The following is a 13,672-nucleotide window of genomic DNA, read 5'->3' as shown; positions in this document are numbered from 1 at the left end:
GGCAAAACCGGTTCGCTCTCATTAAGTGCCCACATTTATTGGCTGTTGGTTGTTAAAGAACTGTATTCTTTTCTGCTATCGCTTCGAAGCGTTGTGTTCGTCAGCAGCAGAGAAGCGAGATTATGACCGACATCCCGGCGTTTTGCAAGCCCCTTTCCCGCAGATTTTTTATTGGCGACTAAATTTCTGTACCGCATCTATGGAATATCTATATGTAGCCGGGATATTTTTTAGATATCGTCGCGATCGTTCGCGTTATGTGCACAAATCCATTATCGTATGGCAGCCTTTAGCACAGCACCAAGACTACTGACAGCCGATCTTAATGAGGGATAGTGGTCCCTGCAATTGGCGGCCTATATATATACGACTATATGACGCTTGTAACCGTACTAACGTATTTCAGTACTTATTTCGTCTGACCATACAGATTTTATGACTACGCAAAAAACTTCCAAACTCTCTTCCCTATGGCCGACTTTGGCGCTGACGCTCGGTAGCTTAATAGGCGGCACATGCGCTCCGGCTATTGCAGAAGGATCGGCAATAACGTCAAAAGCAAAAGCCGGCACATCTTTGAATGAGCGCAATTTGCGTGCACATTTATCTTTTCTTGCCGATGATTTGCTGGAAGGCCGCGGCACCGGTCAGCGTGGTGGTGATCTGGCGGTGCGTTATCTGGAAACGCAGGCTGCGCTGGTTGGACTGCAGGTTTTGCCCGGTAACAAAGTACAGGGCTATCGTCAGGCGGTCGATATTATCGGTAGCCAGACCTTAGCTGAGAGCCAGATTCGCTTTTCATCGGGCGGCCAGCAATTAAACCCGGTACTCGGGAAAGATGTGGTACTCGGCTCTTCAGGTGGTCGTCAGAATGTGAGCTTTTCTGCGCCGGTGGTATTTGTCGGATATGGAATTCGTGCACCGGAAGAAAACTGGGATGATTTCAAACAGGCCGATGTAAAAGGCAAACTGCTCATTATGATGGTCAATGACCCGCAACCCACGGCAGAAGAACCACAGCGCTTCGGCGGTGCAGCGCTGACTTACTACGGACGCTGGACATATAAATTTGAAGAAGCTGCACGTCAGGGTGCGGCCGGTGTTTTGCTGATACACACCACCGCCTCTGCCGCTTATGCGTGGAATGTGCCGCAAACAAGTTTCAGTCACGAACGATTCAGCTTACCTGGTATGGGAAATCCGCTGGAGGGCTGGATACAGGAAGATACCGCACGGCAGTTATTTGCCGCTGCCGGACAGGATCTTGATCAGTTACGTCAGCAAGCCGAACGACGTGATTTTCAGCCCGTTACGTTAAATGTGACAGCACAGGCAGAGGTACATAACCGGGTGCGTCAGGTACGCCAGTACAATGTGCTGGGCATGGTGCCGGGAACAGATCCCAAACTGAAATCGGAAGCAGTAATTTACTCAGCACACTGGGATCATCTCGGTATCGAAACCGATGCGAATGGAAAAACGCAAATCTGGAACGGTGCAGTCGATAATGCCTCCGGCAGCGCGGCACTGATTGAAATGGCCCGCGTGGCAGTGAAGGAGCCAACCCGTCGCACACAGATTTTCCTGTGGCCTGCGGCAGAAGAGCAATATTTACTGGGCAGTGCGACCTATGTGAAACAAGCCCCGTGGCCGCTGGCGAAAACTGCTGCCGATCTGAATCTGGATAGTATGAATTTTGTTGCGGCCACAAAAGATATCGGCGTTGCAGGCAGTGAACGCAGCAGTCTGTATCACAGTGCAGTCAAAGTGGCGAAGACTATGAAGCTGCGTATTGCGCCGTCGGTACCGGATTTAGGCGGTGCGTACTTCCGTGCTGACCATTTCAATTTTGCACGTGTCGGTATTCCGGCCTTCAATGTAGGCTCAGCCGTTTTTTCCGGTGACGGGCATTTTGATTTTGATAAAGCACCGCAGGATGCTTATCTGAAGAAAATGCGCGACTTCAAACAGGATTACCACACCGTACGCGATGTGTATCATCCGGACTGGGATCTGAGCGGTATGCTGCAGCAGGCACTGTTCACGCTGAGACTGGGGCAGGAAGTTGGTAATGCGCAAAAAATGCCGGAATGGAATCCCGGCGAAGCATTCGGAAAAATTCCGCGTCAGTGAAATTCCGCTCAGGACACAGTCATACCAATATTTTTAAATATTTTTCTTTATATGATCCGGCGGACTTGCCAGCAAACGGGAAAGTTTTTGCAGGCCAGTCTGTAAATGCTGTCTTTCCTTCGTACTGCCGAGGGAAAGACGAATCGCATTGACTTCGGAATCTCCTGTTCTGAAATCCTCTGCCGGTGTCACGAAAATACCTTCCGCTGCGGCTGCACGCGCTAACTGTGCAGCTTCCCAGTACGCCGGCAATGTCAGCCAGATGTGTAAGGCATCGTGGCAACCGGCATCGTGTCCGGCCAGAATATTGCTTGCCATGTTGTGGCGGAGCCGTGCCTCCTTGCGTACCCCTTTCAGTATTTGCTGTGCAGAACCATCCTGTATCCATTGGGTTGTCAGTGCAGCCATTACCGGTGCTGTCATTAAAGCGAATGATCTCAGCGCAGACAGAAAATGCTCACGCTGGTTTGCATCACGAATCAGTACAAATGCAACGCGCAGTCCCGGCATCAGACATTTTGAAAGCGTTGAAATATAAGCGACTTGCTCCGGTACCAGCGTGGCGAACGGCGGTGGCGCTGTCTCTGCCAGTAACCAGTAGGGATCGTCTTCAATGACACGCAGACGGTATTGCTGAATGACAGTGGCGATGGCACTGCGACGCACTTCCGGCATAGTGAGTGCCGTCGGATTCTGTAAGGTCGGATTCAGATAAAGCAAGGGAGCGTGATATTGCTGGCAAGCTTGCTCCAACAATTCCGGCAACATTCCGTGCTCATCTGTCCCAACTGCCAGCACGTGGCGACCGAGTTGCCGCGCTGCCGTATGCAGACCGGGATAACACAAAGACTCTGCCAGAATCACATCGCCCGGCTTGGTCAGTGTCAGAATCAGTGCGGCAATCGCAGCCTGCGCACCCGGACAAACCACCAGTTGCTGCTTGTCCAGCCGTCCAAATGCGGGAGCCAGCCAGCGCGCTGCTGCTTCGCGATCCGCATCGCTGCCACCGGCAAGGTGGTAATTCATCAGCAGAGTATTGTCAGCACCCATTAATACCTGGGCCAAACCTTGCTTCAGCAAGGCATCCGCATCCACACCGGCAGGAGGTGGTGGTGTATTCATGCTGAGATCCAGAACCGGCGTCAGTTCCGCTTTTGGTGCGGCGACATAGGTACCGCGCGCACCGCGTCCTTCCAGCAAATGACGGCGGCGGGCTTCATCGTAGGCGCGGGTAATGGTGGTCAGATCGACTTGCAGTTTTGCTGCCAGCCAGCGTTGCGGCGGCAAACGATCGCCGGACTTCAGCGCGCCGGATTCCACTGCCTGCTGTAAAGCGTCCGCAACTTGCAGAAAACGCGGGCCGCCTTGCTTCTGTAAGGCGGGCATCCATGCTGGCAAGGTATCTTGTATGGATTCTGACTGGGACATTTTGTCTTGATGTATGGATCTTGTTTTTCGGTAGTATGCACCGGAATCCGCTGCACGACCACGCCGCGCCACAACGGAAAGCGACGGCGGGAAGCAAGGGCGGAAAGAGCGATACAACGCATCGCTGCTGCAGAAAGCCCGATTTAAGCGCATCATGCACTGCATCTGCAGCGCGCAGTAACAGACAGAAAAGAGTAGAAAATGGAATGGGTACCGGTATTTTTAGTGACGTTTAAGCTGATCGTGTTCGGCACGGGCATGTTCTTTGCCATCAAATGGCATTACGACCGTGAACAGGAAGAGAAAGCTAAAAAAGAAAAGCAAAAACGTAAACAAGAGCAAGCGGAAAAGGATACCGGCGCACCTTAAACGTTCTGCAGGTGAGTGATCCTCTGCCTGCATCCGGCTTGCCTGAGTAAGCGGATCTGACTTCCGCGCGATTCCGTCAGAGAAGTCAGGTCAATCACTGAGACGTTTCAGCCGGATTCTGGCCCGAATTTGGCCTGAATGCGGACTTTGGCACAGCGATCTGGCGGTCGTCGGCAGAAAGTCCGGGCCTCAGAAAATCTCAAATGCAGATAACTGCACAATTGACGGGTCTGAACCGTGCAGCTCGCCATGTTCAGCCGCTGACGCTTTGCGTATTCAAGGCTTCGTGTCGGCTGGCAATACGGACTGCAATAAGCGCATCACCATCTCTTCAGCCGCATCCAGTGCCGTCAGCTGACGTTGTGCGCGACACACCAGAATCGCGCCTTCGATTGCAGAAATAATCGCCATTGCCAGCGCTTGCGCCGGTTCAAGTTGAGCACCATGAGCATGGAGGCTGGCCGCAATCTGCGCCTGCAGGCGGGAAAACACTTCCGCAGTTTGCAGCAAAGCGGCCGGTACATCATGCCGCGCATTGGCATCCAGTGAAATGGCTGCCAGCGGACAACCTGCGCTGTAATCCGTATCCGTCAGCAATTGACGCCAGTGCGCGAAGTAAGCACGAAATCCGGCTTCCGGCCCGTCCGCCAGACAGGTTTCCAGTTGCTGAGCAATTTTGCAACCGGCCAGTTCTATAGCCTCGCTGACGAATTGCTGCTTTCCTTCGGGATAATAATGATAGACCGAACCCAGCGGCGCACCGGCATGCTTCGCAAGTTCGCGAACACTGGTTGCCTGTAATCCGCGTCTGCGGATCAGGTCAGCGGCAGCGGCGGTCAGGCGGGCTTTGTTCTGTTCTTTGGTCACGGTATGCGCTTTTGGTTACGGGACATGCTATTATAACAGTCGTTATAAAAATCAGGTCGTCGTCATTATGCGCAACGACCGGCACTTTTTGCGGAGATACTGATGAACCTATGGTTTCGCCTGACCCGATTATTGCTGAGCCGACCGTGGCGCCGAATTGCCGGCCCGGGCGAGACAATTGTTACCCCGATGCGCGTATGGCCGCTGGATCTGGATATCAACCGGCATGTCACTAATGGCCGGTATTTTTCGATGGCGGATATCGCCCGTACCGATTATTTATTCCGCAGCGGTGCTTACAAGGTAGCTCTGGCTTACCGCGCCTTGCCTATCGTTGGTGATAACTGGGGTAAATTCCGCAAAGAACTGAAGCTGTTTCAGAAATTTGAGATCCACACCAGCATGCTGGGCTGGGATGACAAATGGGTCTTCATGAAACATGAATTCCGTCGTGAAGGGCGTGTACTGGGTACAGTGATCATGCGCGGCGTATTTCGCGCAGGCAGAGATGTACTGAAACCGCAAGTGTTTATCGAAGCACTGGGCTTACCCGCTGCCTCACCGGATTTGCCACACTGGCTGGCACAGTGGTCTGCCAGTTGCGATGCACTGAGTGCCGATTTACGGTCTGCGGAACAACCGCAACTGGCTGGCTGATACGCAAAACAGCCAGCATTTCCCCCGATGACTATCATCACCCGGATCAGACCGGCAGAGATACACGATGGCCTGATCCGGTTCGCATTCCTGCGACATTCCTTTACAGAAAATTGCCTTTTTACATTGCAATACCAGCAAAAACTCCTTAACTTAAAGTAATAAAGAGAATTATTCAGCGGCGCAGCCGTCATCACCGTCACCGGCAGAGAATGCGATAACCGCCGCACTGTTTACGACCGCATACAAGGTAAGCATCCGCAACGTCTGATCGCAAAGGAATTCGTGGTGACAGCCCAGCCTTCCGGTAACGAATCAACCGTCGTACACAAGACAGACAATGGCTTGCGAGCCGCCAGTCTGCAACTGTGGCTGCCATTTGCAATACTCATTCTGAGCCTGATCGCCCTGCTCTCTTACACCGTCGTTCTGGACAGGCAGGATGATCTGCGAAACGCAGAAACTGCCTCCCTGAATAATGCCCGCATTTTGCAGGTAAGGCTGGAAGCCACGCTGAACCGTATTGATGCGATTCTGTTGTCAGTAGGCCGGCAAATTCCGGCTACTGCGCTCACAGATACGCCTGACAACGATAGCAGCGACGGTATTGTGACCATGCTGAAAGATCACTTACACGGCTTCAGCGAGGTATCCGGTTTATGGATTGTGGATGCAAGCGGGAAGCTGCGCTATGGCGATGCCATGCACGGAAAACAGTCTCTGGTGTTAGCGGATCGCAGCTATTTTCAGGAACACTTACAACACCCGCATCCGCATTTATATATCTCCAAAGTCATCGACGGCAAAATTGTTCAGCGCCAGGTGATCGTCTTTTCGCGTGGTATTTACGATCAACAAAACCGTTTTCTCGGTATCGTCATGATTTCGATTGCGCTGGAAAATCTGCAGCGCCAATTTCGCGAAATCAATGTCGGTCAGCGCGGTTCTATCGCGGTGCGCCGCAGCGATAACCTGGAGATGGTTGTACGCTGGCCCCACATTCCGGCGCTGGTAAATGCACCGCTGCCCGCCGGAGATCCCATTGCTGTTCAGATCAGTGCAGGTAACCAGGATTTCAATTCACGGCATGCAGCACAGGCAGACGGCGAACCGCGTGTGTTCGGCGTCGTCAGCCTGCGTCATTTTCCGTTCTATATCGCAGTGGCGCTGCATGAAGACGAAATTCTCGCATCATGGCGAAAACGCAGCTTATTACTCGGCGTTGTGGTGTTGCTGGTTGCCGGAGTTGCCGTCATTCTGTCACGCGGTATCGGTCAGAGTAAGCGACGGGAACGGCAGGCGCTCAGTCATTTGCGTCGTCAGCAGCAACGCACTCAATTACTCGCCAGTGCCTTTGAATCCTGCGGCGAAGCCATTCTGCTGGTGAACGGCGACGGACTGATCGAAGAAATCAACCAGTCCTGCACCCATCTGACCGGCTTCGATGAAGAAGACTGGCTGCATCAACCATGGCAGCAATTCTTTGTGCCGGAAAAACAGGAGGGATTTCCGGCGCTGACAGAAATGGATCAGGTCTGGCGTACGGAATGTCTGTGTAAGCGCGCCCATCTCGATAGTTTTCCCGTCTTGCTGACTGTGGCGCGGGTGATTGTCGAACATTTAAATACCGCCTATCTGGTCGTCAACTTTATCGATATTTCTGAGCGGCGACGGGCGGAACAACTGAAATCTGACTTTGTTTCCATCGTCAGTCATGAACTGAGAACACCACTGACATCGATTTGCGGCTCATTAGCGCTGGTGAACAGAAATACCGTTGGACAAGTACCGGACGAATTCCGCGATATGTTGCTGATCGCCGAAAAGAACAGTCTGCGTCTGAAAGAATTGATTAATGACTTGCTGGATATTGAGAAACTGGAATCCGGCAAACTGCGGCTGCATCTTCAGCCCCTGAGTGTGATGCAGGTCATCCGCGTCGCGTTAGAAAGCATCAGCAGTTATGCCGCGGCACATCAGATTACCTGCACTATACGTGGTGATGCGCAAGGCGTGTACGTGGTCGCAGATCCTGTACGGATACAGCAGGTGCTGGCGAATCTGCTGTCGAATGCGGTGAAATTTTCTCATCCGGGTAGTGGCGTGGAGCTGGACATTCAGGCAGATGAGCATGAGGTTCGATTTACCGTTATTGACCACGGTACAGGTATTGCACAGTCTTTCCGCGATAAAGTTTTTCTTAAATTTGCACAGGCTGAACATCCGTCCACCCGTCGCTATGGCGGCACCGGGCTCGGTCTGGCAATCACCAAAGAACTGGTCGAACGGATGGGTGGCAGCATCGGCTTTTTCGATACACCCGGGCAAGGTGCAAGCTTCTGGTTTTCACTGGAAAGGATACACGACCCCACTATTTCCGGTGTCACGGAACAGTCTGCACTATTTCCTTAATTTGTTTTCTTATGACAGATGAAGACATCAATCATGCTGACCGTGTAGCTGACAACTACAATAGCCTGAACATTTTGATTCATCATTACGGATGCTGATTCTGTCATCCACTTTATGCGTGAACCACTGACGACACTGACAAAGTGAAAACTGAGCGGCAATTCAGGCACTGATCCTGAGATCAATCAGCATTTTAATTTTATATCATCATCCATATCTGATTTTAATCTCTGATGATGACGGAGTAATAAATGAACATACAAGGACTTGGAAGTTCGGCGTCACTGTATAGCACCACAGCCAAATCAACTGTTCAACGACAGGAAATACCGGGCTCCGTTGCAAAGTCTGCTGACACGGTAAGCATTTCGGATGCTGCAAAGGCACTTGCCGCCCGCGACAATTCTTCAGCAGACACGTCTGGTAAAGCGGACTTCACGAACATGACACGTCATGAGTTGAAAACCTGGGTCAACGATCAAATCAAAAGCGGAAAAATGTCTTTAGATGACAGCACCGTCTTTGTCGGATTGACTTTGAACGGTGTCCGCACTGACGATATGACGCTTGGTTCAGCAGACGAGAACCAAACGCGGTTCAACTATATGCAAATTCTGAGTGCAGGTATAGAAGGCGCTAAATCCCGCCATGCATCAGACACCGACATTAATCGTCTTGAAACTGCACTACTGGCAATGCAGCAAAAGTGAATTATTCAACGATGACGTACGCGGAAATTTCCGCTGCACACCGCTGAAAGATTGAATACCAATTTTTCTGGTGATACAAATTTGGCGGTTACTGACCAGACGGAATGATGGCGCAGCGTAATGCGCCAGTTTTTTACATACTGCGTTCCCGATGGTGTCTGATGTTTGCCTGATGAAATCAGTTCTGCTCATCAGGCTCACAAGTCAGTCTGCAAAAAATAAGATTTTATTTGCTGACTACACCACCAACTGGGGAAACGGATTGACGTGCTTTTACATTTCCCGCCGGATATAAACGTGCCCGCAATCGCATGAATGGCGTCTCAACTAACCGATAGAGTAACCAGCCGGAAAAAATGCCGGCAGCCATGACGGTGACTATCGTTAAAGCTGCGTTTGGATCGATACCCCGTTCCACGAGTTCAGGACGCAGCGCCATAAACACCGGCTTGTGTGTCAGATAGATCGCATACGACCAGAGCGCAAGACTCGCCGTGCCGGGAATGCGCAGCCGGTTCAGCAAAGACGAAGGACTCAGTGCCGCACAAGTCAGCAATGCGAAACTGGCTGCAACCAGCGAAAAGCCGAAAGTCGATGCCAGAAAGGCTGTTGGTGCTTCGTTCAACACACCATAAAGCACCGCGGCGAGACCGGTGAGGCCTGCAACCAGCAAGGTGTTTCCGAAGCGAAGCAAACGATCAAACGCCACAGGATGAAAATTCTTCAGCAAAGCAATCGCCACACCCGGCAACAATTCATCGAAGCGCGCCAGACTGGAGTAATACACCGACGCCGCAAACATATCCTTACCATCCACAAACGCCATGCCGCGCGCCGTTATACCGGTCGCGATGGCAGCAGCCAAAGCACACCAAAGCCAGCGTGGCGAACGCTGACGCCCGACCAGAGCCAGCACTGCCAAAGGCAATACCAGATAAAACTGTTCCTCAATGCAAAGCGACCATGAATGGGTGAACGTTTCCCCGTAATTCAGAACGAAATTCTGGGTGAAGCTCAGAAAACGCCAGACGGGTGCCATGTTGTTGCCCGCAATCGAACTATCCAGCAACAGTAAGTAAACCGCCAGAACAGCGTAGTAATTTGGCAGTGTACGCAGCAGACGTCTGGCGAAAAAGCTTCGTAAATCGAGCCTCTCGCCGCGGGCCACGGGTGCCAGCAACTGATGACCGATCAGGTAGCCACTGAGCACAAAAAATAAATCGACACCGGCCCAGCCTATGCTCCCGATGGCACGAAAGCCCGGCGCATGCCTGACAAAGCTGTTGTAGTGAGACATCAGCACCAGTGCAATAGCTAGCGCGCGCAACAAATCCAACCCTGCTAGGCGGGTGGACGAATCAATTTGCTTTATCGACATTATGTATTGAAAGATTTGACCGGCTTCACGTTCAGCCCCGGCTCAAGATAAATGCTTTGTGCGCGTGGGCTACAGCCAGCGCATACGACGTCACGTAGTTAGCGAAACATTTGCCAAAACCTCAGTTCCGCTCAGTTGTGATCAATGGCGGCGGCCCGTCTGGAATTTTTGTATTTTCAAGCCTCAAAGGCTCCGCCACTGGTACCAAGCCAGATACTCATAATCGGAACAGAGTACATCAGACGAAGGCCAGACGATGAAGCGTCTGCGCCTGGCCTTCGCTGGAAAATCAGTCCGGAATGGATGCCTTCCATACGCATTTCAATCAGACATGCAGCTGATCAGGCCAGGGTTCTATTGTTAGCCAAACGCCGTGTCATCGCTGGTCAATCCACCTTTTCTGCCACTCTGCGCAAGAGGTTTGTCATCGACTTGTCCATCCGCCTGTTTCTTGCTCTCGCTATTGGCAGATTCCTGGTCGACGTCCAACGTAAAAGCAGCTACCTGCGACTTATCGGTTGAATTTTCAGCTTTCTTCGTCATTGCTATCTCCTGGTTGTACAACTGTGAATGGGATATCGGTCTTTATCCAAAATCGAACTGTTAACTTTTATTAAACAATAATTCTCATTCTCTCAGATCACTGAGTATTAAACAAATGATTCAGTTAACTTTGAATTTTCAGAGGTTTCGTTCAATAGGGGGAATTAACCGGTTGTCACTGACGCTGTCGGTTTCGGGTCAGGTGTCAGCGCTTTAGACCTGTCACATCTGAAATGTATGATTCTCCAGTGACAAGTCTGCGACCATCACTTTGAGCTGGTTGCTTTCTTCTTCTAAGTCCTTCAGGCACTTTATATCTGCAGCTTCCAAGCCAAGTATTTGAATTCGATTGGTAGAAGGTAGTTTCAGAAAAACTATACTCGTAGCAAACATCTTTAGCTAAATGGCCAGATTCGCCTCCATTGACCATCAATTCTTGAAAATTTTAAAAAATTCAGAGTTAGCTGAACAAAAATCAAAGTTAAGTGAATTTCGACATCAGCGCCATAAAAAACTCCGACATTTCAGGCACTTATGTCGTTCCGTTTTCGATTGATCACAAAATCTTTCTGCCTCCGCAGCACTACACAGATAAGGATTTTTTTAAAAGTTACTATATTTTATTGAGGTTAATTATTTAATTGAGAGCAAGGATGGCGTGCTGATGAAAATCTTTGCTTTTTTTCATCTTTCCTGATCAAAAACCTGCGCCCGCACTGTCAGTTGAATACAAATAGCAACCCGGTAACACCGGACAAGCACAAGCATTCACGCGATGAGAAGTTAAAAACACATGCTGATACGGCAAACTTTGTGCATGGTGCGCGCTGCTCCAGTTCATCTCCGGTATCTGACCGCAACCGAAAATCTGAGATTTTTTTCAGGGTATTCGTTTTTCTCACCTTCAGCCATGACAAACGCTTTATGTTCAGGCATGCTGCTGCGCAGTGTAGATTCTGATGAAAGAGTGCCATGAAACGACGCGACCTGTTTTCCATCCTGCTGTTGCCTTTACTCTCCGGCGTACTACCGGCGGCGATGGCGAATACGTCCTCCGGCGGCAAACGCACTCCTTTGCTGATCAGTGAACGCGAATGGCAGGATCTGGCACAACGACGAGCGTCGGATGCGGAGCTGGACTTACTGGTTCAGTCGTTACTTGAGCGTGCAAAAAAGGATCTGAGCCTGCCATTGCCGGAACGAAAACTGATCGGCAAACGTCTGCTCAGTGTCTCACGCGAACTGATACGCCGCTGTCTGGGCTGGGCATTCGCCTGGCGTCTAACGGGGGAACAAACCTATGCGGATCGCGCATTTGCCGAACTGCAGGCAGTTGCGGCGTTTTCGGACTGGAATCCTGCGCATTATCTGGACGTAGCAGAAATGACGACCGGCGTGGCGATTACTTATGACTGGCTGTATGAATTTCTGACGCCGGAACAGCGTGATCTGATTTGTCAGGCGATTTTTGACAAAGGGATTGCGCAGGCGAAGAACGGCCACGCCACCTATAAACGGGACAATAACTGGAATCAGGTGTGCATTACCGGCATGGTGCTGGGTGCGCTGGCGGTGGCCAACAATAACCCCGCTCTGCTGCGTGATTTGTTACCACCAGCGATTGCCGCGATTCCGACCGGCCTGAAAGCCTATCAGCCGGATGGCATCTATCCCGAAGGGCCAAGCTACTGGAGTTATGGCACGACCTATTCGGTGCTGTTGCTGGCAGCCCTGCGTCAGCACCGGCTTGGTGACTGGGGCATTGCCAGTACAGCAGGATTTATGCGCAGCGCACTGTTTTACGCTCACTCTGTCGGGCCATCCGGCAAGCATTTCAATTTTGCTGACGGTGGCGAAGGTCAGGAACTGGCAGCGGCGCTGGTCTGGATGGCGCGGGAAATGCAGCAACCGGTGTTGCTGGATGCCAAACGCGATCTGATTCGTCAAAAAAATGGCTCTGCAGACCGGTTTGCGCCCCTGTCCGCGCTGTGGTGGCCGACGCAAAGCAAACAGCGGACCGCAATGGAAACGCATTTTTCCGGGCAAGGCGCGCAACCGCTGGCATTCTGGCGCAGTAGCTGGACGGATAGCAATGCGTTGTGGTTCGCGATCAAGGCTGGCGGCGCAGCCCATAGTCATGCCCACATGGACGCCGGCAGTTTTTGTCTGGACTGGGCTGGTTTGCGCTGGGCAAAGGATCTGGGCATGCAGGATTACCAGAGTTTGGAATCGAAAGGGATAGACCTGTGGAATGGCAAACAGCAATCGCCGCGCTGGAAAGTGTTCAGGTTATCAACTGAAGCGCATAACACGCTGATGCTGAACGCACAGCCGCACAGCGTGAATGCCATGGCCAGCCTGCGAAGCGACGTAGATGGCCGCGTACAGATCGATCTGAGCAGCGTGCTGGGCATCCCGCGCGCAACCCGCACGGTGTATTTCAGCGATACCTGCATCCGGCTGGAAGATCAGCTGTCGGGCGGCCAGCCCGGTACGCAAGTACGCTGGGCTATGTGCACCAGCGCAGCGGTCAGCATCAAGGGCAACACCGCAACGCTGACGCAGCAAGGCAAACAAATGACGCTGCGTTTTGAAGGAGCACCGGTCACGCTGCAGATGCAGGACATTTCCACCCCGCGCGCCGATTTTGACGCACCAAATCCCGGAACGCGCCAGTTGCTGGTCTTCGGGCAAATTACAGACCGTGGTGACTGGGCCGTGCAAACGGTGTTTGAACCGGTGATCAGCAGTTAAGAACCGTTACTGCGCATTCCAGAGCGTCTGTTTCCGTCGAATGCGGATGATGTGACAATCGTCTCCGCCATCGTCTGAGGCAGCGTATGCACATGCTTGCGCCTTTTGCCATCCTGAGCTGGCTATCCTGCACCATTTGATCAGCCAGATTCCAGGGCTACTGACTGTGACCTGCGCCGCCCTGCCCTGCTAACAGAATTTTCCGCTCTGAACCCAAAACACAATTGATGAACATCGGGGGAATTCACGGATCTGCGCGGCTTTACTCAGCTCCAGTTATGCAATATTCGTCATCACCTCACTTTCAAGGCCCAGACTTTCTGCCGACGACCGCCGGATCGCTGTGCTGAAGTCCGCATTTAGGGCAAAAACGGGGGTTTTCGGGCAGATAAAAGACGGCGGAGCGGCCGGAGAATCGCTG

At 51.9% G+C, this 13,672-nt stretch carries 10 protein-coding genes; 6 read left to right on the top strand and 4 right to left on the bottom strand.

Features of this window, described 5'->3' with window-relative positions; all coding sequences use genetic code 11:
• Positions 1–435 precede the first annotated feature (435 nt).
• The gene (locus KDM89_RS16170; RefSeq protein WP_212688951.1) at positions 436–2,133 is read left to right on the top strand and encodes a M28 family peptidase; all 1,698 of its coding nucleotides are present in this window, start codon (positions 436–438) and stop codon (positions 2,131–2,133) included.
• 33 nt (positions 2,134–2,166) lie between these two features.
• Here KDM89_RS16170 and KDM89_RS16165 read toward each other — a convergent pair whose 3' ends face one another.
• Positions 2,167–3,561: an aminotransferase-like domain-containing protein gene (locus KDM89_RS16165; RefSeq protein WP_212688950.1), complete on the bottom strand. Its 1,395-nt coding sequence runs from the start codon at positions 3,559–3,561 to the stop codon at positions 2,167–2,169.
• A 201-nt stretch (positions 3,562–3,762) separates the two neighbouring features.
• Between KDM89_RS16165 and KDM89_RS16160 the strand changes: the two genes are divergently transcribed.
• The gene (locus tag KDM89_RS16160) at positions 3,763–3,930 is read left to right on the top strand and encodes a hypothetical protein (RefSeq protein WP_212688949.1); all 168 of its coding nucleotides are present in this window, start codon (positions 3,763–3,765) and stop codon (positions 3,928–3,930) included.
• 276 nt (positions 3,931–4,206) lie between these two features.
• Here the strand turns inward: KDM89_RS16160 and KDM89_RS16155 are convergent, their stop codons facing one another.
• Positions 4,207–4,797, bottom strand: a complete 591-nt coding sequence (locus KDM89_RS16155; RefSeq protein WP_212688948.1) for a TetR/AcrR family transcriptional regulator — start codon at positions 4,795–4,797, stop codon at positions 4,207–4,209.
• Positions 4,798–4,899: 102 nt separating this feature from the next.
• On the opposite strand from KDM89_RS16155, the gene KDM89_RS16150 reads away from it, so the two are divergent.
• The 3 genes from KDM89_RS16150 to KDM89_RS16140 all read left to right on the top strand — a co-directional run bounded on the left by KDM89_RS16150 (position 4,900) and on the right by KDM89_RS16140 (position 8,576).
• Entirely contained in the window at positions 4,900–5,454 is a 555-nt protein-coding gene (locus KDM89_RS16150) for an acyl-CoA thioesterase (RefSeq protein WP_212688947.1), read from the top strand.
• A 288-nt stretch (positions 5,455–5,742) separates the two neighbouring features.
• Positions 5,743–7,866, top strand: coding sequence for an ATP-binding protein (locus tag KDM89_RS16145; protein ID WP_212688946.1), 2,124 nt, complete (start codon positions 5,743–5,745; stop codon positions 7,864–7,866).
• A gap of 251 nt (positions 7,867–8,117) precedes the next feature.
• A complete protein-coding gene (locus KDM89_RS16140) occupies positions 8,118–8,576 on the top strand; it encodes a hypothetical protein (protein WP_212688945.1) in 459 nt (152 codons plus the stop codon).
• 226 nt (positions 8,577–8,802) lie between these two features.
• On the opposite strand, the gene KDM89_RS16135 is transcribed toward KDM89_RS16140, so the two are convergent.
• Both KDM89_RS16135 and KDM89_RS16130 read right to left on the bottom strand, forming a co-directional pair.
• Entirely contained in the window at positions 8,803–9,906 is a 1,104-nt protein-coding gene (locus tag KDM89_RS16135; RefSeq protein ID WP_230427912.1) for an acyltransferase family protein, read from the bottom strand.
• A 408-nt stretch (positions 9,907–10,314) separates the two neighbouring features.
• Positions 10,315–10,497 carry a hypothetical protein gene (locus KDM89_RS16130; protein WP_212688943.1) on the bottom strand — a complete coding sequence of 61 codons (183 nt, stop codon included), beginning with the start codon at positions 10,495–10,497 and terminating at the stop codon, positions 10,315–10,317.
• A 972-nt stretch (positions 10,498–11,469) separates the two neighbouring features.
• On the opposite strand from KDM89_RS16130, the gene KDM89_RS16125 reads away from it, so the two are divergent.
• Complete coding sequence (locus KDM89_RS16125) at positions 11,470–13,251, top strand: heparinase II/III domain-containing protein (protein WP_212688942.1); 1,782 nt, start codon at positions 11,470–11,472, stop codon at positions 13,249–13,251.
• Positions 13,252–13,672: the final 421 nt, after the last annotated feature.

Source organism: Cognatundibacterium luofuense, assembly GCF_018139685.1.
GTDB lineage: Bacteria > Pseudomonadota > Gammaproteobacteria > Burkholderiales > Burkholderiaceae_D > Undibacterium > Undibacterium luofuense.
This window is presented reverse-complemented; position numbering and strand designations above follow the sequence as displayed.